The organism is Pseudophaeobacter arcticus DSM 23566, assembly GCF_000473205.1.
GTDB classification, from domain to species: Bacteria; Pseudomonadota; Alphaproteobacteria; order Rhodobacterales; family Rhodobacteraceae; genus Pseudophaeobacter; species Pseudophaeobacter arcticus.
The window spans coordinates 539,235-557,357 of sequence record NZ_KI421507.1 but is presented as its reverse complement, the minus strand read 5'-3'; the positions used below and the strand labels follow the sequence as shown (position 1 = coordinate 557,357).

Genomic DNA, 18,123 nt, shown 5'->3' with positions numbered 1-18,123 from the left:
CTGCCATGCTCTCCCGGCTATATGTACTCATCCAAGCGACACAGGGTCGGTGAGAGAGAGAGACAGACCCTGAAACGACGTCGCCGGGTAACGTAAAACCTTAGATATCCCTGGAGGGACTATACAATGATCAAATTCATCAAAAACTTCCGCAAAGACGACTCCGGCGCCGTGACTGTTGACTGGGTTGTTCTGACCGCTGCTGTTGCTGCTCTGGCCGGTGCTGCCTACACTGCCATTGAGTCTGGTTCCACCCAGCTGACCGGCGACACCGCTGCCTTCCTGACACTAAAAGGCACCACAGTTGGTACCGCAGGTCAGTAATTGACCAAAAGTCGCTATCTGTAGCGTCTGCAATGTTGGGGCCGCGCCTTTACAAGAAGGACGCGGCCCTTTTCCCGAAGCCAGTTTCGAGCGAGGGGCAAAATGAAAAAGTTTTGGTCATTTATCGCCAGCGACGATGGTGCTGTGACCGTGGATTGGGTGGTATTGACCGCTGCAATCGTCGGTCTCACGGTTTTGATCTCAGATCAGATGCTAAACGGCACAATGGGTTTGGTGAATGCGCTGGTGGCATTCATGTCAAACTGGGACTTCTCCTGATCCGATCGGATCCTCGCGCCAGAAAGGCGCACTTTGTCACTGCAAGACTAATCAATATGCTGGCTCCGCCCCCGAGGTGGGGTCGGTCCCCACCGTGAAAGGTCATACACAATGCGCGCAGTATTTGGACTCGTCCTTATTGTCGGGGTCGCCCTCGCTGGCGGCGCTGTGATGATGGCAAAGAACTACATTTCCGCCTACCAGAACGAACTTGCCCGGGAGCGCGCCAATCGTGGCGAAGTGATCCCAACCACAGACGTTTTTGTGGCAAACAGCCAGTTGAAATACGGCGAACGGCTCACCAAAGACTCGGTGCGCAAGGTGCGTTGGCCCAGTGAATCCATCCCCGAAGGTGCCTTTACCTCGCTGGAGGCCCTGTTTCCCCCGGCCAATCCCGGCGATCTGCGGGTGGTGTTGCGCACCATGGAAAAGGATGAGGCCCTGCTGGAGGCCAAGCTGACCAATCCAGGTCAGGATGCCGGCATTACCTCGCAGCTGCGACGCGGCATGCGGGCTTTTGCCATCAGCGTTGATGTGTCCTCAGGTGTGTCTGGCTTCCTGCGCCCCGGCGATCATGTGGATGTCTACTGGACCGGCAGCGTGCAGCATGGAGCAAATCGCGGCGGGCAAGAGATCACCCGGCTTATTGAACCCAGCATCGAATTGATCGCGGTGGACCAAAGCGCCAGCAGCGAAGTCAACGGCGCCACAATTGCCCGCACCGTCACCGTTGCGGTGCAGCCAGAACAGGTGGCCGCATTGGCTCAGGCGCAAACAACGGGTCGGCTGTCGCTCTCGCTTGTGGGCGCCGGTGATGACACTGTGGCCTCGGTTGTCGAGGTGAACCAGCGCAGTCTTCTGGGACTTGGTGAACAACTGGCCCCCGCGCCGGTCGAGCAAAAACGGGTCTGCACCATCCGCACCCGTCGTGGCGCCGAAGTGGTCGAAATCCCGATCCCCTGCACCAACTAAGGCGCAGCGCCCAACCCAGAGCCTCTGAGCTGATTGGTTAGGCCAATTGGTCAGGAAGGGCTGTATTGTCAACAAATTACCCTCCGCCGCTGGGCTGTCCTTTGGGATGGCCCGGCGATTTCTGTTGCTGCTGTCCCACAGGGAAATGACTGCAACTCCCTGCCAGAAGCCTTTGATTCTTGCAATAATTCGCAAATTGCCGCAGAGTGCTGCAAAACGACGGGCAAAAAGACCCGAAAATGAGGCGTGATCGGAAAGGCAGGTCACATGAGAATTCGTGGATTTATGGCGGCGGCTCTCACTGGGCTATCGCTGCTCTGTATGGCTGCGCCAGAGGCTTCTCTGGCCAATGGGTTGCGTGAGGTCAAACGCGGCACCTCTGTCACGTTGGACGTGCCGATGAACCGCGCGGTGGTGGTCGAAAGCGATGACCCCTTTGCCGAGCTGAGCATTGCCAACCCCAACATCGCCGACATCTCTTCGCTGTCCGACCGCACCATCTATGTGCTGGGCAAATCCCCCGGCCTGACCACGCTGACCCTGCTGGATGCCTCGGGCAAGCTGATCACCAATGTGAATGTGCGGGTGGCTGCCGATGTCACGGAATTCAAAGAGCGGCTGCGCCAGATCCTGCCGGGTGAACAAATCGAAGTGCGCACCGCAAACGACGGTATCGTTCTGTCCGGCAATGTCTCCAGTGCTGCGCGCCTGCAACGCGCCCTGGATCTGGCCGAGCGCTATGCCCCCGAGCGGGTGAGCAACCTGATGAGCGTCGGCGGTGTGCAGCAGGTCATGCTGAAGGTGCGTTTTGCCGAAATGCAGCGCTCCGTCTCCAAAGCGCTGCATTCCTCGGTTGCTCTGGGGGGCAGCAGCGGCACCTCTGGAGAAACCGGCCAATGGCTGCAAGGGACCAATGGGCTCGGCAATCCCATCGAAGTCAAAGACGGCATTGCCGGGGCAGTTGCCTTTCAGTTCGGTGTTGGATCGCTTCAGGTTGGCCTGTTGCTGGAAGCCCTGGAACGCAAAGGCGTCGTGCGCACCCTGGCCGAACCCAACCTCTCTGCCCTCTCCGGGCAAGAGGCCAAATTTCTTGCCGGTGGTGAGTACCCTATTCCGGTCGCCCAGGATGGCGGCACTGTCTCCATCGAGTTCAAACCCTTTGGTATCGAGTTGAACTTCATTCCACGAGTTGTGGATGGCGATCTGATCAATCTCGAGCTCAAGGCCGCCGTTTCTGCGGTAGATTCCACCAATTCGATCACTGCAAATGGCCTCAACGTGGCCGCGTTTTCACGCCGCGAAACCTCAACCACTGTCGAGCTGCGCGACGGCGAGAGCTTTGCCGTTGCCGGGCTGGTGCAGGATGACTTTCTCGATCAGACTTCACAGGTGCCATGGCTTGGGGATGTGCCTGTGCTTGGCGCCCTGTTCCGCAGTGCCGATTATCAGCGCGACCAGACGGAGCTGGTGATTATCGTCAGTGCCCATCTGGTGACCCCCACCCGTGGCGAGGCCCTGAGCCTGCCAACCGATCGTATCAAGCCCCCCAGCGAGTCTGAGCTCTTTCTCTTTGGCCGCACGGTTCATTCCCAAAAGGGCCCCGCCAGCGAAGTTGCCAAGCAAGACTTCAACGGCTCTTACGGCTATGTGATGGACTAATGCAAAGGATGACCGGGAAAATGATCAAAAGCATAGCGATCCTGGGGCTGACCCTTGGCGCCACGGCCTGTAGCCACCATCAGGCCGGGGAACCGCTGGACAGCAGCCTGATGGGTGCTGCCACCGCCAATAACGCGGCGGTGATGCGCGGCGAAGGCGAATATGCCATTCAACTGGCCGCCCGGTTTGCCGAAGAAGTGCCAACCACTATCAACTTTGCCTTTAATGAGGCCCGCCTGGATGGCGAAGCCCGTGCGGTGCTGGACCGGCAGGCAGCATGGATCAAGCAATTCCCCGAAGTCCGCTTCCGGGTCTATGGCCACACTGACGCTGTTGGTGGCAACAGCTACAACAAGCGGCTGGGCCTGCGCCGCGCCCGTGCCGCCGTCAACCACCTGGTGAGCCGTGGCATTGATCGCCGCCGCCTGGAGGCCATGGTCTCGCAGGGGGAAAGCCAGCCGCTGATCCTGACCCAGGAACCCGAGCGCCGCAATCGCCGCACCGTCACCGAAGTAAGCGGCTTCCTGAAACGCCACCCTTCGGTACTGGATGGGAAATATGCGCAGATCGTCTATCGCGACTACGTCGAAAGCGCGGTTGCAGCCACAACACTGACCGTTGAGGAATCCCTGCCCACCGCAGGGGAATAATCAGGCCTGTGGGTCCGCCAAGTTCTTAGACTTTTAGGAACTCTTAACAATTCCCAATAATTGGGGCTTTTTGGCCCCAATCTCGCCCAGATCTTCGTTGACATTGAGCCTCAGAGGCAGCCAGGCAATCCGTCTTTTGTCAGGCCGCTTTGAAACCAAGAGGATAATGTCGATGAGCGGTGAAATGCCACAAACTGAAACAGCTGCCATTGTTGCCTGCACAGTCAGCCGTGACGTGCAGAATTTCGACCTCTTGATTGAAGATATGGAAGCCGCTCTGGGGGAAACCTGGGGAGATCTTGGGTTTAACGAAACCCTGGCCTTTTTTGCCCAGCCCGAAGCCGAGACCCTGGAATTTATCGCCCTGGCAATGGACGCTGACGACGAAGCCAATCTTGCCCAGATGGGCGAAATCATCACGCAGGCCAAGCTCCGCGACATCAAGGTGATTCTGATCGCCGAGGAAGTCAGCCCCGCCGCGCTGCACACCTTGCTGCGCCAGGGCGCCGACGAGTTCATCCCCTACCCGCTGCCAGAGCGTGAGTTGCAGGCCGCCATTGATCGGCTCAGCACCCCCGAACCCGAGCCGGTGGCACCCAGCAATCTGCACGCCCTGCAGCCGGACGCCCGCCGCGAAGGTGCAGTTATCGTCTGTCATGGTCTGGCCGGCGGCACCGGATCGACCACACTGGCGGTGAATCTCGCCTGGGAGCTGGCCGAGATGAGCACACGCAAGGCACCTTCGGTTTGCCTGCTCGACTTTGATATGCAGCAGGGGTCGGTTTCGACCTACCTTGATCTGCCGCGCCGCGAGATCGTGATGGAGATGTGGAGCGAAACCGAAGAGATGGATGCCGACATCTTTGGCCAGGCTCTGCTGCCCTTTGAGGAAAAACTGCAGGTTCTGACCGCGCCCAGCGACATGATTCCGCTGGAATTCATCTCGGTGGAAGACATCGAGCGCGTGGTGGAAATGGCCCGCAGTCATTTTGATTTTGTCATCATCGACATGCCCCATACCCTGGTGCAATGGTCGGAAACCATTTTGCAGATGGCCCATGTCTATTTTGCTCTGATCGAGCTGGACATGCGTTCGGCCCAAAACGCCCTGCGCCTGAAACGGGCGCTGCAATCCGAAGGCCTGCCTTTTGACAAGCTGCGCTTTGCCCTGAACCGGGCGCCAAAATTCACCGACCTCAGCGGCAAAAGCCGGGTCAAGCGCATGGCAGAAAGCCTTGGGATCTCCATTGATCTGCAACTGCCCGATGGCGGTAAACCGATCACCCAGAGCTGTGATCACGGGCTGCCACTGGCGACATCAAACGCCAAGAACCCCCTGCGCAAGGAAATCGCCAAACTGGCACGCTCCCTGCACGACTTGGGGGCCAGCGAGGCCGAGGCAGCCGCCTAGTCTCTACCGTCCCATTTTACTGAGTACCCGGGGGGTCTCTCATGTTTTCCAAGTACAAGAAACAAGCATCCAAGCCCAAAGCCGCAGCACCGGTCGCCGAGGCCGCCGTCGTGGCGGCGCCCAGCCCGGCCGCAAAACCCAGCCTGCGACGCCCGATCACGCGCCAGGCAGCCGAAGCCGCAGCTCATGACAAGGACCGCAAGCGCCAGGAGCGCCTGAGCGAGATCAAGGTACAGCTGCACCGCGATCTGCTGGAAAACCTCAACCTGGCCGCATTGGAAACCGCCCCAGAAGCCGAGCTGCGCGGCGAAATTTCTGCCATTGCCGCTGAGATTCTCGAAGAAAAGGGCATCGTGCTCAACCGCGAAGACCGCATGACACTCAACAAAGAGCTCTATGATGAGGTCACCGGCCTGGGCCCGCTTGAGACGCTTTTGCAGGATGAAACCGTCAGCGACATTCTGGTCAATGGCCCCCACCAGATCTTTATTGAACGCAATGGTAAACTGCAGCTGAGCAACATCGCCTTCAAAGATGAAAAGCACCTGATGCGGATCATCGACAAGATTGTCTCGGCCGTTGGCCGCCGGGTGGATGAAAGCAACCCCTATGTGGATGCCCGTCTGGCTGATGGTTCGCGGTTCAACGCCATGGTGCCTCCGGTTGCGGTGGATGGTTCGCTGGTGTCGATCCGGAAGTTCAAAAAGGACAAACTCGGCATTGATGATCTGGTTGAATTTGGCGCCTTCACAGAAGAAATGGCCGCCTACCTCCAGGCTGCCGTCTCGACCCGGCTCAACGTGATTGTGTCGGGCGGGACCGGGTCTGGTAAAACCACCACGCTCAACGCTCTTTCGTCCTTCATTGATAACGCCGAACGTATTCTGACCATCGAAGATACTGCGGAACTTCAGCTGCAACAGACCCATGTGGGCCGCATGGAAAGCCGCCCGCCCAATGTTGAAGGCAAGGGCGAAGTCTCGCCGCGCGACTGTCTGAAAAACGCCCTGCGGATGCGTCCGGACCGGATCATCGTGGGGGAAACCCGCGGCGAAGAAGTCATCGACATGTTGCAGGCAATGAACACCGGCCACGATGGATCAATGACCACAATCCACGCCAACTCGGCGCGCGATGGCATTTCTCGACTGGAGAACATGATCGCCATGGCCGGCATGGAAATGCCTATCAAGGCTGTGCGCAGTCAGATCGCTTCGGCGGTGAACGTCATCGTGCAGGCCTCGCGTTTGCAGGACGGCTCGCGCCGGATGACCTCGATCACCGAAATCACCGGCATGGAGGGCGACGTGATCTCGATGCAGGAACTGTTCCGCTTCCAGCGCGTTGGGCTGACCCCCGACAACAAGATCATCGGCCATTTCACCGCCACTGGCGTGCGCAGCCACTATTCCGAGCGCTTCCGTCTTTGGGGCTATGACCTGCCGCCATCAATTTATGAACCCAACCAAGTGGAGGTCTGAAGATGCAACTGAGCGCAGAACCGGTCATCTATATCCTGATCTTTGTCGGAGTGGTGGTCCTGGTCGAAGGCATCTATCTGGTTGCCTTTGGCAAATCCATTCGGTTGAACAATCAGGTCAATCGCCGTCTGGAAATGATGGAGAAAGGCAGCAGCCGCGAACAAGTGCTGGAGCAGCTGCGCAAGGAACTGGGCCAACATGGCAAGTCCAAGACCATCCCGCTTTATTCTATTCTTGCCGAAAAGGCGCAAAAGGCGGCCATCGCCTTTAGTCCCAAACAGTTGATGATGATCATGGCAGGGGTCGCCACCCTTGCCTTTTTTGGCTTGAGCATTGGCACCAACACCCCCCTGCCCGCGCGGGTTCTCGCCGCGATTGTCATGGGTGTGGGCGGTGTGTTTTTCTGGGTCAACCGGAAGGCCAACAAACGCATGTCCTTGATCGAAGAACAACTGCCAGACGCCGTAGAGCTGATGGTGCGCAGCCTGCGCGTGGGCCATCCGTTCAACTCGACCGTTCAGATCGTCGCCAATGAAATTGACGATCCCCTGGCCACCGAATTTGGCATCATCGCCGATGAAAGCGCCTATGGCAGGGATATTGGTGAGGCCCTGAAAGAAATGGCCGAACGGCTTGATATTCAGGATCTGCGCTTTCTGTCGGTCGCGGTGACCATCCAGCAGCAATCAGGTGGTAACCTCGCCGAGGTGCTGGCTGGTCTGGCCAAGGTAATCCGGGCCCGGTTCCGGCTGTTCCGCCGGGTCAAGGCCATCACCGCTGAGGCACAGTGGTCGGGCAAGTTTCTGTCGGCATTTCCCCTGTTGGCGCTGATTGTCACCCTGCTCAAAGATCCGAACTATTATGACGACGTGCTGGATCATCCCTACTTCATCCCAGCCTGTTTCTTTGTCGGCATCATGCTGACGGTGAACCTGTTCGTGATGCGCTATCTGACCAACATCAAGGTGTGAGGAGGAGACAATGAGCATCTTTGCCAATATCGAAACCTATCTCACCGATCAGTTTGGGGCCTTTGGTCCGCTGTTGGTGCTGGGCCTGCTGGGCCTCCTTATGGTGGTGATTGCTGCGCTGTTGCTGCTCAACCAGCCAGAAGATCCACTGAAAAAACTGCAACGGGATCTATCCACGGACACCCGAAAAACGCCGCAAAAAGAGCGCCTACGTCAAAAGAACCGTAACGAACAGTTGCAGAAATTCGCCAGCTTCCTTGAGCCTCAGAACGCCGAGGAACTGTCGGCGATGGAGCTGAAACTGCGCCAAGCGGGGTATCACTCAAAGGATGCGGTGCGGATCTTTCACTTTGCCCAGATGGCCTTTGGTCTCATCGGTCTGGCTGCTGGTCTGTTCTATGTCTATGTGATGAACGCCGGTTTTGAATTCGAAACCCAGGCACTGGTCATTCGGATCATTGGCCCTGGTGGTGCGGGCTACATGCTGCCCAGATACTGGGTCACCCGCCGCATTGCCGAACGCAAAGAAGAAATCGAATCCGGTTTCCCGGATTCTCTGGACATGATGCTCGTCTGCGTCGAGGCAGGTCAGTCGCTGGATCAATCCATTGTCCGCGTCGCCGCCGAGCTGAAGGCCTCCTACCCACAGCTTGCCTATGAATTTGACATTGTCGCCCATGAGATGAAGGCCGGCAAAGACAAGGAAAAAGTGCTGCGCGACATGGGCACCCGCTGCGGCGTGCAGGATATCTCGTCCTTTACCACCGTGATGATCCAATCTGCCGCCTTTGGCACCTCGATCGCCGAGGCACTGCGGGTTTATGCCTCTGAAATGCGGGACAAACGCGTGATGCGGGCCGAAGAGGCCGCAAATAAGTTGCCAGTGAAGATGACCCTTGCCACAATGATGTTGACGGTTCCGCCACTGCTGATCATTCTGGTTGGCCCCTCGGTGAAGAACATCATGAATATGGGCAATGCAGGCAACTGATAATGACAAAATTCGAACGGGGTATCCCTGTTCGCCAATATGCACCGCGCACCGCCGCCTTTGCTTTTGCATTGGTGGCGGTTGGCTGTTCTCCGGCGGGCCTTTCACAGAAAAACCCCAACAGCTGGGCGCCGGGGATCGACAGTCGCCAAGCGGGTGAAGATCCGCTGCTGGTCGGCCACCGATTGATGGCCGCCGAGCAATACGAACTTGCCCTGGATGCCTTTACCCGCGCCACATTGGACCATGGTTTGACCCCGGAAATCCTGTCCAGCCTGGGCTCTGCCAATCTCGGTCTTGGTCGCTTGGGACAGGCCGAGGACCTGCTCCGGCGCGCGGTCAAACAGGCCCCCGATTGGGCAGAGCCTCATAACAATCTGGGCATTGTGCTGATGGAGCGGGGCAAAACGGCCGAGGCGGTGCAGATCCTCAAGCGGGCCTTTGCGCTAAACAATGGCGAAAGTGACGCAATCCGGGATAATTTGCGCTTGGCTCTCGAAAAATATGAAAACTCCCCTCATAGTGACGGGCAAAGCACAGAAGACAACACATACAAGTTGGTGCAACAGGGCGGGGGAAGCTATGCGCTTCACAAAACCCCGGACCTCTAGAGGCTGAGCAGAAAAAGGACGCAGAAACATGCGCCACGTATTTCTAGTATCTGCATGTCTGGCAGGCGCCGTGGCGCTGTCAGCCTGTGGCAAACAGGACGGTGAAGAAACTGTCGAACGCGCCTTTCAGGACGTGAATGTCATTGATGAAACCAATCTCAATGATGTGATGTTGACCGTGGCAGACCCCAATCAGGCGGTGAACTATTTCCGGGACAGTGTAAAAAACAACCCCGAACGGATCGACATGCAGCGTGGTCTGGCAATCTCTTTGATCCGGGCCAAGCGCAACACCGAGGCCGTCGCAGCCTGGAAAAAGGTTGTTGCCATGGCAGAGGTCACCAGTGAAGATCGTCTCGGACTTGCGGAATCTCTGATCCGTATCGGCAATTGGGATGAGGCAAAAACCGCCCTGAATGCCATCCCTCCCACCCACGAGACCTACCAGCGCTATCGTCTGGAAGCCATGGTGGCCGATGCCAATCAGGAATGGAAACGTGCCGACAGTTTTTATGAAACCGCTGTTGGGCTCACCACCCAACCTGCCAAGATCATGAACAACTGGGGCTATTCCAAACTGACCCGTGGCGACTACAGCGAAGCAGAGCGCTTGTTTGGAGAGGCAATCCACCAGGACCAAAGCCTGTTCACCGCCAAGAACAACCTGGTTCTGGCCCGTGGCGCCCAGCGCAACTACGATCTGCCAGTGATCTCCATGACCCAGACTGAACAGGCCAAACTGCTGCATACACTGGCACTTTCGGCGGTCAAACAGGGGGATGTGAAAATTGGCGAAGGCCTGCTGCGCCAGGCTGTTGCCACCCATCCACAGCATTTTGAGGCCGCAGCCAAGGCGCTGAGCGCATTGGAGAACAGCTGATCATGCAGGTATTGGCCGGGTCGGCAGAGGTGGCGCGTTGGTTTTTGCCCTTTGTGCTGCCGCTCTGTTTTGCAGCGGCCTATACCGATCTGTCCCGTATGCGCATTCCCAACTGGATCACAGACAGCCTTGGCGCGGTCTATGTGATCCTGGGTCTGTTGATCATGCCAACCTGGGCCGACTATGGCTGGCAATTGCTGCATCTGCCCATTGGCATTGCCATCGGGTTTTTGTTCTTTTCGGCAGGCGTAATGGGCGCGGGGGACGCCAAATTCATCGGCGCTGCCGCTCCGCTGGTGGCGCTGGCCGATCTCCCTGCCCTGATCATGATCTACGCTGCCAACCTGTTGGCGGCCTTTGCCACCCATAGATTGGCCAAACACACCCCGCTCAGCCGTCTGGCACCAGGATGGCAAAGCTGGAGTGTCGGCAAAAAGTTCCCCATGGGTTTCAGCCTCGGCGGCACCCTGGCGCTCTACCTGATCCTGGTGGCCTGTTTCGGGCAATAACGCAGCCAGGGTTAACGCAGCCAGGGTTTCGCAAAATTTGCCTCCGTATAGTCGCCAAGAGCGCGCGACCGGAACCTAAAAGCACCGGTCCAGGCACGGCGCATCAGGTTCCGAATGCAGCACGGTTATCGTAGCGATCACCATTTGCAGCAGCCGCCGGAGGCAGTGTTACGATATTTCCCGGCTGGGTGTTGAATCGCTCCACCTGCTGCGCCAGATTTACGGCATCATTTGCCAGGATTTGGCTTGCTGCCGTGGTCTCTTCCACCATGGCTGCGTTTTGCTGCGTCACCGCATCCAACTGGCTTACACCGGTGTTGATTTCTTCCAGCGTTATCGATTGTTCCTGTGCGCCACGGGCGATATCAGACACATGCCCTGAAATATTGCCGACATTGCTGATAATGGAATTCAGCTCAACTCCGGCTTTGCCAACCAGCTCCACCCCTTTGTTCACATGACCGGAACTTTCTGAGATCAGCTGTTTGATTTCTCCAGCAGCCTCTGTGGATCGTTGTGCCAAAGCCCGGACCTCCGAGGCGACCACGGCAAAACCACGTCCAGCTTCACCTGCGCGGGCCGCTTCGACCCCGGCGTTCAGGGCCAGAAGGTTGGTCTGGAAGGAGATGTCGTCGATGACAGAAATGATATGAGAGATCTTGTCCGAGGATCCGCGGATATTATCCATGGCGACAATGGCGTCTTGCACAACTTGATTGCTGCCTTTGGCGGCTGCCGTCGCAGTAGCAACAATGTCTTCGACCTGCTTTGCACCCTCAGCTGCGGACCGCACAGTGGCTGTCAGTTCTTCAAGCGCTGCTGCGGTTTGTTCCAGGGTCGCCGCCTGGGTTTCGGTCCGGTTTGACAACTCCGAGGTTGATCCGTTGATTTCCTGAGCCGTAGACGAAACAGCCACCGACACGGATTTGACAGTCTCCATGGCCTCTGAAAGCTGCGTCATTGCCTGGTTGAGCGAACGGCCCAGAACACTCAGGTCTTCTACTTTCGAGATCTCAACATGATGTGCCAGGTTGCCATTGGCCATTTCTGCCAAACCATTGGCGATGTCCTCGGTATCTTTTCTGCGTTGAGTTACATCCGTGGCAAGCTTGATGACATAATCAACAGTTCCATCCGCCGCCAGAACGGGGGCATAGGTAGCCTGGATCCAGATTTCATCTCCGGTCTTGGTTATCCTTGGGAACTGGTCCGTGAAAAACTCACCCGCAGCAAGAGCTTTCCAGAAATCCCTGTAGCTCTTGGTCTTGACGTATTCGGGGTCAATAAAAATGGAATGATGCCGCCCAACGACCTCATCCAGTTCATAGCCCAGAGCCGTAAGGAAATTGCTGTTGGCGTTCATGATGGTGCCATCGGTTTTGAACTCAATAACTGCCTGAGTTCGGTCGATGACCTCCATGAAGGCTCTTTTCTCTGCCAGTTCCCTGACTTCTGCACGCCTTTTTGACCCGAACAATTTCATCTACCTTACCCCAAAATAACAACGCTTTACCAAGCAGCAGTATGTGACCCCTGCGCTGAGTAAGTCTTAACACTCATCGCTTCTCCCCAGGGTAGAAATTTAGGCGTATTTGGCCCCTCTTTAGTATAGAGTTGAGACCTATTTCCCCTATGAAGTGCAGCCAGGCCATGCCCACAGCAGCACGCATTACGAATCACTTGGACAAAATCCGCCTTTGCAAACCGCTGCCAGTCGAGGTTTTCCTGTAGGGGTCAAGCCCTCCCGCCCCTGAAACCACCAGGTCATCAACAGAGCCGCTGAAGGTTCAGCTTTCGCCACCCTGCCGCTCTGACGTTGACCGTCTGGCGCAGGCTGCTGGCATTGCATCCAATCCATTTCAAATCCACAGCACTGCACCGCCAAAATGCTTTGGCTTTGCCTCAGTCTTGCCGCAGTGGTGAATAGACTGTTGCGCAAGCCCCCTGCCCCCTTGGCAGGCCCCGACACCTTTGCGATCAGATGAGCAGGCCACCAGATGAACATGCAAAACAGCCCCGTCACTGCACCTCCGGCCCCCAAGGGGCTAGAGCAGATGCAGCTTCCGATCGTGATGATGCGGGACGTCCTGCTCAAGACGATATTTCGCAAGAACGTCAATGTGGTCAGCGAAGTGGCCGAGGCAATTTGCCTGCCGGTGCCGGTGACGCAAGAGCTGATCGATATGGCCCGCGAGCAGAAACTGCTGGAGGCCACCGGCACGCTCAACGCCAATAGCGGCAATGAAATGGGCTATCAGCTGACCGATGCGGGCAAGGCGCGCGCCCAGGACGCGCTGAGCCAATCAGAGTATTTTGGCGCCATGCCGGTGCCGCTGGATGTCTACCGCGAACAGATCAAACGCCAGTCGATCCGCAATATCATGGTGACGCGGGACCAGCTGGTCAGCGCCATGGGCCATCTGGTGCTGCCCAACAGCCTGCTGGACCATCTGGGACCGGCGGTCAGCGCTGGCCGCTCGATCCTGATGTATGGCCCGCCCGGCAACGGCAAGTCCTCGATCTCCAACGGGATCCGCGACGCCCTGGGCGATCACGTCTATGTGCCGCGCGCCATTGAATATGCCGGTCAGGTGATCACCGTTTATGACCCCATCGTGCATACCCTGATCGAAGAGGCCCCGGAGGATCCAAATGCGCTGCGGCGCCCCAAACGGTTTGACAGCCGCTATGTGAAATGTGAACGCCCCACGGTGATCACCGGTGGCGAGCTGACACTGGATATGCTGGATCTGGTCTACAACCCAACGGCCCGCACCTATCAGGCGCCGCTGCAACTGAAATCGGCTGGCGGCATCTTCATCGTTGATGACCTTGGCCGTCAGGCCGAGCCACCGCAGACCTTGGTCAACCGCTGGATTGTGCCGCTGGAAGAAAACAAGGATATCCTCGCCCTGCAATCGGGGGAGAAATTTGAGGTGCCCTTTGACACCCTGGTGATCTTTTCCACCAACTTTCACCCCAATGAGATCTTTGACCAGGCGGCGCTGCGGCGGATTTTCTTCAAGATCAAAATCGACGGGCCAAGCCAGGAAAACTTCCTCAAGATCTTTGCCATGGTGGCGCGCAAACGCGGCATGCCGCTGGACGAAAGCGCTCTGGTGCATTTGCTGAAAACAAAATACCCGACCATCGACAATATCTACGCCAACTACCAGCCGATCTTTCTCATCGACCAGATGATTGCGATCTGCGAATTTGAGGGCCTCCCCTATCAGATGTCACCCGCGCTGATCGACCGCGCCTGGGCCAATATGTTTGTCAAAGACGAGCATATCGTCAAATAGCACCGCCGCCGCCCAGACGAGTCCTTTGCGGGGGGGCCGCGAATTGGGGGCCTGGCAGTGGCCATGGCCCCTTCATTTTGACCGGGGTGGGGATTTCACCGGGGCTGGGAGCTACTGAGCAAACAACAGATCAATCACCTGCATTTGCACCCCGCGCGCGCCACCGGTGAGCTCTGCCATAGTGGTGCTGCTATCGGCCTCCAGCCCTGCCGCTGTCAGCGCCGCCAACCCCGTATCCAGGTCCTGACCGCTCAGCGCGATGACCGTGGCAACATCCGACCGCGCCACCGCCTGCATGATATGGTGCACCGGGCTGCCACCGCTGGACACCGGCCAAAAGGACAGCGCCAGAACCACACAGCCCAGCCCTATGATGCCCTGACCAAGGGGGCGTTTTAAGTAGGTGGTAAAGGGGCGCCAGTTCAACACCAGATGCGCCAGCACGCCGAGTACCATCAGCCAGCCGCCCCATTCGTGCAGCAGCTTGTTCAGGGGGCTATCCAAATGAAAGAACATCAAAACCCCCGTCACCCCCATGGCAAGAAAGGTGGCAACGGTCAAAGGCGTGGCCCATTTGCGCAAAGCAGACATCACCAATACTCCTGTATGCGTTTTGCTTTATGACTGAACGCAACAGCGCCAGAGTTCCGTCGCTTTTAGGGAAACACCTCTGCCTATTTACTACTTCACTTTTTCCCATAAGCGCTGGCCATGCCACTGCGGCGTAAAGGCATAGCTCGGCATGGCCCGCACCGATATGTGGCGCAGCGTCACCTGCGCAGGTCCTGCGTGCTGCTTTAGGCTGGGCCCCAGAACATGTTCAGAACCACAAAAAGGACCCGCCTTTGGAACAGCGCATTCGCGACAGCTTTGCCCGTCAAAGCATGATGGAGACCCTCGGGGCCAGTATCAGCAGCATCACCCCCGGAGAGGTGGTGATCACCGCCCCCATTCTGCCCAGCAGTCGCCAGCAGCAGGGCTTTGCCCATGCGGCGCTGACCTTTGCCATTGGCGATAGCGCTGCGGGATATTCTGCCCTGACCCTGCTTGCGGCGGATCAGGAGGTGATGACAGCCGAGATCAAGGTGAACCTGCTGGCCCCCGGCGCTGGCGACTATCTGCGTGCCACTGGCCGCGTGATCAAACCCGGTCGCCGCCTTGTCGTGGTCAGTGCCGAGGTACATGCCATCACCGGAGAGGACGAAAAACTGATCGCGGTGCTGCAGGGCACCATGATACCGGTCACCCCCTAGGCGGTGGCCGGAGCGGCCCCTACAACAGCCCCGCCGCCTGTGCGGCCGATTTGTAGCTGCGGCTGACCGGCACCTGCTGCCCGTCCGTCATCCTGAGAAAATCCCGGCCATTGAGTCGGCTGTGGCCCTGCACCTGCCCCCGGCTGACCCAGTGCGAGCGATGTACCCGCACGCCAACCTCCGCCAGTTCGGCAGCGGCATCGCCCAGGCGCAGCAACAGGGTCTCGCTGCCGCGGTCGGTGACCACCAGCAAGTAGTGATCCTGCGCCTCCAACCGGATCAGAGCGCCGCGTTTCTCCGGCGGTAAGCGGCGCTGGAACAGAACTGCAGGGTCCGTGTCAGGGTCAAGGCCTGGGTCCGCCAGCGGTTCCGCGCTGTCGGGCTCTGCCGTCTCCGTGGCAACCGGATGGGCATAGCTGCGGGCCAGAAACACCGCCGCTTCAATCATCAAAACCACACTCAGCGTCACCAGGGCCAAAAAGCCAAAATCGGACCAGCCTCCCCAGTTTGGAAAGATCAACAGGTTCATGCCATGGGCAATCGCCGCCAGTGCCAGCCCATAGGGCAGCTGGCTGGCAAAGCGCAGGATCTGTGGTGCCCGCCGCAACAGGTACAATTGCAGCCTGGTCAGACAGATCGACAGACCAACAATGACAGCCCAATAGCCAAGGCGCCCGCCAAGCCCCAGGCCTTCGAAGGTGCCAAAAGGTCCGGTGGCGGCGGCAAAAACCGTCACCAGCGCCCAGAGCAAGAGCAGCCGAACAGTCATCGGTTGTTCACGCATCGTGAATGACATCCCCACAAAATTCCCTGCATTTCACGAAGCCATCTGGCCTCTGACGTAAATCACTTTGCCGATATTGCTCTGAAATTGCCATGGCTTGAGGGCAGATATCAACCATGGACCCCGATGACACTTTCACCGCTTTTCACCGCACCCTGGGCCGTTCAGCTCCATGCCTATGCCGCCCTGGCCCTCATCCCGCTGACCCTCGCCATGTTCACACTGGTGCGAGGCACCCGCCTGCACAGGATCCTTGGCTGGGCTTGGGTTTTGCTAATGGCATGCGTCGCCCTGTCGAGTTTCTGGATCCAGGAGATCCAATTGATTGGCGGTTTCAGCCCCATCCACCTGTTGTCTCTGGTGACCCTGGTGTCGCTGGTGGTGGCTGTCTCTGCCGCGCGCGGCAAGCGCAGGGGTCGGCACCGCCGGGTGATGATCTGGCTCACCTTTGGCTCTTTGATGACGGCCGGCGTTTTTACCCTGCTGCCTGGGCGGCTGATGCATGCCGTTGTTTTTGCTCTTTGAACAAGGAATATGATGATGGACTTTCTAGCTGAATTTCTGCCTGGTATCGTGACCGGCATTGTAACGGGCGCCCCGATCTGGATCTGGCCGCTGCTGTTTTTGCTGATTGGACTGGGAATTTTCTGTAGCCGGGACCGCAAGATTTCGATCCTGCCCTATTTCCTGATGCCGCTGATTGCGCTGACCACTGTGCCCACCCTGATGGCGCAACAACGCCCCGAGCTGGCCCTGACCGCCTGGGGTCTGGCCTATCTCTGCGGCATTCTTGGCGGTTATCGGCTGCAGGGGCGCTGGATCGTCGCGCGCAGCGGGCTGCGGGCCGAGGTCACCGGAGAATGGCTGAGCCTCTGTGTCATGATGTTGTTGTTCTGGGCCAATTTTGCCAATGGCGTCTTTGCCGCTGTAGCACCGGACCTGTCCGCAGGGCTGGTCTATCAGACCCTGTTCCCGGCCCTGCTGGGGCTGGCCTCTGGCAGTTTTCTGGGGCGGCCCCTGCGCATCCTGACCTGGCCCAGCACCAGAGGCGCAGCTTTGGCCTGAAACGACACAGGGCGCCCTGTTTAGGGCGCCCTGCTGGTGTTAAATCCGAAAGGTTGACAGGATCAGGCGGTCAGGCCTTCGGGCTCTGCCAGACCATTGGCACGACAGCAGGCGGTGACGGTATTGGCCAAAAGGCAGGCAATGGTCATCGGGCCAACGCCACCGGGAACCGGGGTGATGGCACCGGCACGTTCCGAACAGCTGGCAAAATCAACGTCGCCCACCAGCTTCATCTTGCCTTCGCCCTTTTCCGGCGCCGGGATGCGGTTGATGCCAACATCAATGACGGTGGCGCCTTCCTTGATCCAGTCGCCAGGCACCATTTCGGGTCGGCCTACAGCGGCCACCACGATATCAGCACGACGCACCACCTCTGGCAGGTCTTTGGTGCGGCTATGGGCGATGGTGACGGTGCAGCTATCGCCCAGCAGCAATTGCGCCATTGGCTTGCCAACGATGTTGGAGCGGCCAATCACCACCGCATCCATGCCAGAGAGGCTGCCGTGGTAATCACGTAGCATCATCAGGCAGCCCAGCGGCGTGCAGGGCACCATGGATTTCTGACCAGTCCCCAACAGGCCGACGTTGGAGATATGAAAACCGTCCACATCCTTTTCCGGCGCGATTGAATTGATGATCAGGTCCTCATTGAGGTGACCAGGCAGCGGCAGCTGCACCAGGATGCCATGCACAGACGGATCGTTGTTCAGCTTGTTGATTACCGCCAGCAGATCCTCTTCCGAGGTATCGGCGTCCATCTTGTGCTCATAAGAGTTCATGCCGACTTCGACAGTCTGTTTGCCCTTGGAGCGCACATAGACCTGAGAGGCAGGATCTTCGCCCACCAGAACCACCGCCAGGCCGGGGGTGATGTCGTTTTCTTCTTTCAGGCGTGCAACATGGCCTGCCACTTTTTCACGTACCGTGGCGGCGAAGGCTTTGCCGTCAATGATGTTTGCTGCCATTGCATTCTTCCTT

Annotated in this window: 20 protein-coding genes; 16 read left to right on the top strand and 4 right to left on the bottom strand. The window is 58.1% G+C overall.

The window, feature by feature from the left end; translation table 11 throughout:
• The first annotated feature begins 126 nt into the window (after positions 1 to 126).
• The 12 genes from ARCT_RS0106670 to ARCT_RS0106615 all read left to right on the top strand — a co-directional run bounded on the left by ARCT_RS0106670 (position 127) and on the right by ARCT_RS0106615 (position 10,738).
• Positions 127 to 324, top strand: a complete 198-nt coding sequence (locus ARCT_RS0106670) for a hypothetical protein (RefSeq protein WP_027239365.1) — start codon at positions 127 to 129, stop codon at positions 322 to 324.
• A gap of 102 nt (positions 325 to 426) precedes the next feature.
• A complete protein-coding gene (locus ARCT_RS28350; protein WP_169731210.1) occupies positions 427 to 603 on the top strand; it encodes a hypothetical protein in 177 nt (58 codons plus the stop codon).
• A 111-nt stretch (positions 604 to 714) separates the two neighbouring features.
• Positions 715 to 1,575 carry a Flp pilus assembly protein CpaB gene (gene cpaB / locus ARCT_RS0106660; protein WP_027239364.1) on the top strand — a complete coding sequence of 287 codons (861 nt, stop codon included), beginning with the start codon at positions 715 to 717 and terminating at the stop codon, positions 1,573 to 1,575.
• Between the two features lie 267 nt (positions 1,576 to 1,842).
• Entirely contained in the window at positions 1,843 to 3,234 is a 1,392-nt protein-coding gene (locus tag ARCT_RS0106655; protein ID WP_027239363.1) for a type II and III secretion system protein family protein, read from the top strand.
• A gap of 20 nt (positions 3,235 to 3,254) precedes the next feature.
• The gene (locus ARCT_RS0106650) at positions 3,255 to 3,884 is read left to right on the top strand and encodes an OmpA family protein (RefSeq protein ID WP_027239362.1); all 630 of its coding nucleotides are present in this window, start codon (positions 3,255 to 3,257) and stop codon (positions 3,882 to 3,884) included.
• A gap of 172 nt (positions 3,885 to 4,056) precedes the next feature.
• Complete coding sequence (locus ARCT_RS0106645) at positions 4,057 to 5,295, top strand: AAA family ATPase (RefSeq protein ID WP_027239361.1); 1,239 nt, start codon at positions 4,057 to 4,059, stop codon at positions 5,293 to 5,295.
• A 41-nt stretch (positions 5,296 to 5,336) separates the two neighbouring features.
• Complete coding sequence (locus tag ARCT_RS0106640) at positions 5,337 to 6,776, top strand: CpaF family protein (protein WP_027239360.1); 1,440 nt, start codon at positions 5,337 to 5,339, stop codon at positions 6,774 to 6,776.
• Positions 6,777 to 6,778: 2 nt separating this feature from the next.
• The gene (locus tag ARCT_RS0106635; protein WP_027239359.1) at positions 6,779 to 7,747 is read left to right on the top strand and encodes a type II secretion system F family protein; all 969 of its coding nucleotides are present in this window, start codon (positions 6,779 to 6,781) and stop codon (positions 7,745 to 7,747) included.
• Between the two features lie 10 nt (positions 7,748 to 7,757).
• A complete protein-coding gene (locus ARCT_RS0106630) occupies positions 7,758 to 8,738 on the top strand; it encodes a type II secretion system F family protein (protein WP_027239358.1) in 981 nt (326 codons plus the stop codon).
• Positions 8,739 to 8,740: 2 nt separating this feature from the next.
• On the top strand, positions 8,741 to 9,349 hold the full coding sequence (locus ARCT_RS0106625; RefSeq protein WP_027239357.1) for a tetratricopeptide repeat protein: 609 nt from the start codon (positions 8,741 to 8,743) through the stop codon (positions 9,347 to 9,349).
• Positions 9,350 to 9,377: 28 nt separating this feature from the next.
• Entirely contained in the window at positions 9,378 to 10,229 is an 852-nt protein-coding gene (locus tag ARCT_RS0106620; RefSeq protein ID WP_027239356.1) for a tetratricopeptide repeat protein, read from the top strand.
• 2 nt (positions 10,230 to 10,231) lie between these two features.
• The gene (locus tag ARCT_RS0106615) at positions 10,232 to 10,738 is read left to right on the top strand and encodes a prepilin peptidase (protein WP_027239355.1); all 507 of its coding nucleotides are present in this window, start codon (positions 10,232 to 10,234) and stop codon (positions 10,736 to 10,738) included.
• Between the two features lie 103 nt (positions 10,739 to 10,841).
• Here ARCT_RS0106615 and ARCT_RS25565 read toward each other — a convergent pair whose 3' ends face one another.
• Complete coding sequence (locus tag ARCT_RS25565; RefSeq protein ID WP_240476270.1) at positions 10,842 to 12,158, bottom strand: methyl-accepting chemotaxis protein; 1,317 nt, start codon at positions 12,156 to 12,158, stop codon at positions 10,842 to 10,844.
• A gap of 577 nt (positions 12,159 to 12,735) precedes the next feature.
• Between ARCT_RS25565 and ARCT_RS0106605 the strand changes: the two genes are divergently transcribed.
• Entirely contained in the window at positions 12,736 to 14,043 is a 1,308-nt protein-coding gene (locus tag ARCT_RS0106605) for an ATP-binding protein (protein WP_027239354.1), read from the top strand.
• Between the two features lie 111 nt (positions 14,044 to 14,154).
• On the opposite strand, the gene ARCT_RS0106600 is transcribed toward ARCT_RS0106605, so the two are convergent.
• Positions 14,155 to 14,634, bottom strand: a complete 480-nt coding sequence (locus tag ARCT_RS0106600) for a DUF4405 domain-containing protein (RefSeq protein WP_027239353.1) — start codon at positions 14,632 to 14,634, stop codon at positions 14,155 to 14,157.
• Positions 14,635 to 14,888: 254 nt separating this feature from the next.
• Between ARCT_RS0106600 and ARCT_RS0106595 the strand changes: the two genes are divergently transcribed.
• Positions 14,889 to 15,296: a PaaI family thioesterase gene (locus ARCT_RS0106595; RefSeq protein ID WP_027239352.1), complete on the top strand. Its 408-nt coding sequence runs from the start codon at positions 14,889 to 14,891 to the stop codon at positions 15,294 to 15,296.
• A gap of 19 nt (positions 15,297 to 15,315) precedes the next feature.
• On the opposite strand, the gene ARCT_RS0106590 is transcribed toward ARCT_RS0106595, so the two are convergent.
• Positions 15,316 to 16,080: a LytTR family DNA-binding domain-containing protein gene (locus ARCT_RS0106590; RefSeq protein ID WP_240476268.1), complete on the bottom strand. Its 765-nt coding sequence runs from the start codon at positions 16,078 to 16,080 to the stop codon at positions 15,316 to 15,318.
• Positions 16,081 to 16,206: 126 nt separating this feature from the next.
• On the opposite strand from ARCT_RS0106590, the gene ARCT_RS0106585 reads away from it, so the two are divergent.
• The gene (locus ARCT_RS0106585; protein WP_027239350.1) at positions 16,207 to 16,605 is read left to right on the top strand and encodes a DUF2306 domain-containing protein; all 399 of its coding nucleotides are present in this window, start codon (positions 16,207 to 16,209) and stop codon (positions 16,603 to 16,605) included.
• Between the two features lie 15 nt (positions 16,606 to 16,620).
• Positions 16,621 to 17,145 carry a hypothetical protein gene (locus ARCT_RS0106580; RefSeq protein ID WP_036785549.1) on the top strand — a complete coding sequence of 175 codons (525 nt, stop codon included), beginning with the start codon at positions 16,621 to 16,623 and terminating at the stop codon, positions 17,143 to 17,145.
• 62 nt (positions 17,146 to 17,207) lie between these two features.
• Here ARCT_RS0106580 and folD read toward each other — a convergent pair whose 3' ends face one another.
• On the bottom strand, positions 17,208 to 18,110 hold the full coding sequence (folD, locus tag ARCT_RS0106575; RefSeq protein ID WP_027239348.1) for a bifunctional methylenetetrahydrofolate dehydrogenase/methenyltetrahydrofolate cyclohydrolase FolD: 903 nt from the start codon (positions 18,108 to 18,110) through the stop codon (positions 17,208 to 17,210).
• Positions 18,111 to 18,123 lie beyond the last annotated feature (13 nt).

What these genes read in the sequence shown, in the direction of transcription:
- ARCT_RS25565 (WP_240476270.1), bottom strand. Translation starts at nt 12,158, where the DNA reads ATGGAGGTCATCGACCGAACTCAGGCAGTTATTGAGTTCAAAACCGAT.
- ARCT_RS0106655 (WP_027239363.1), top strand. Translation starts at nt 1,843, where the DNA reads ATGAGAATTCGTGGATTTATGGCGGCGGCTCTCACTGGGCTATCGCTG.
- ARCT_RS0106615 (WP_027239355.1), top strand. Translation starts at nt 10,232, where the DNA reads ATGCAGGTATTGGCCGGGTCGGCAGAGGTGGCGCGTTGGTTTTTGCCC.
- ARCT_RS0106645 (WP_027239361.1), top strand. Translation starts at nt 4,057, where the DNA reads ATGAGCGGTGAAATGCCACAAACTGAAACAGCTGCCATTGTTGCCTGC.
- ARCT_RS0106580 (WP_036785549.1), top strand. Translation starts at nt 16,621, where the DNA reads ATGGACTTTCTAGCTGAATTTCTGCCTGGTATCGTGACCGGCATTGTA.
- ARCT_RS0106585 (WP_027239350.1), top strand. Translation starts at nt 16,207, where the DNA reads ATGACACTTTCACCGCTTTTCACCGCACCCTGGGCCGTTCAGCTCCAT.
- ARCT_RS0106630 (WP_027239358.1), top strand. Translation starts at nt 7,758, where the DNA reads ATGAGCATCTTTGCCAATATCGAAACCTATCTCACCGATCAGTTTGGG.
- ARCT_RS0106670 (WP_027239365.1), top strand. Translation starts at nt 127, where the DNA reads ATGATCAAATTCATCAAAAACTTCCGCAAAGACGACTCCGGCGCCGTG.
- ARCT_RS0106640 (WP_027239360.1), top strand. Translation starts at nt 5,337, where the DNA reads ATGTTTTCCAAGTACAAGAAACAAGCATCCAAGCCCAAAGCCGCAGCA.
- folD (WP_027239348.1), bottom strand. Translation starts at nt 18,110, where the DNA reads ATGGCAGCAAACATCATTGACGGCAAAGCCTTCGCCGCCACGGTACGT.
- ARCT_RS0106625 (WP_027239357.1), top strand. Translation starts at nt 8,741, where the DNA reads ATGACAAAATTCGAACGGGGTATCCCTGTTCGCCAATATGCACCGCGC.
- cpaB (WP_027239364.1), top strand. Translation starts at nt 715, where the DNA reads ATGCGCGCAGTATTTGGACTCGTCCTTATTGTCGGGGTCGCCCTCGCT.
- ARCT_RS0106620 (WP_027239356.1), top strand. Translation starts at nt 9,378, where the DNA reads ATGCGCCACGTATTTCTAGTATCTGCATGTCTGGCAGGCGCCGTGGCG.
- ARCT_RS0106605 (WP_027239354.1), top strand. Translation starts at nt 12,736, where the DNA reads ATGAACATGCAAAACAGCCCCGTCACTGCACCTCCGGCCCCCAAGGGG.
- ARCT_RS0106600 (WP_027239353.1), bottom strand. Translation starts at nt 14,634, where the DNA reads ATGTCTGCTTTGCGCAAATGGGCCACGCCTTTGACCGTTGCCACCTTT.
- ARCT_RS0106650 (WP_027239362.1), top strand. Translation starts at nt 3,255, where the DNA reads ATGATCAAAAGCATAGCGATCCTGGGGCTGACCCTTGGCGCCACGGCC.
- ARCT_RS0106635 (WP_027239359.1), top strand. Translation starts at nt 6,779, where the DNA reads ATGCAACTGAGCGCAGAACCGGTCATCTATATCCTGATCTTTGTCGGA.
- ARCT_RS28350 (WP_169731210.1), top strand. Translation starts at nt 427, where the DNA reads ATGAAAAAGTTTTGGTCATTTATCGCCAGCGACGATGGTGCTGTGACC.
- ARCT_RS0106590 (WP_240476268.1), bottom strand. Translation starts at nt 16,080, where the DNA reads ATGCGTGAACAACCGATGACTGTTCGGCTGCTCTTGCTCTGGGCGCTG.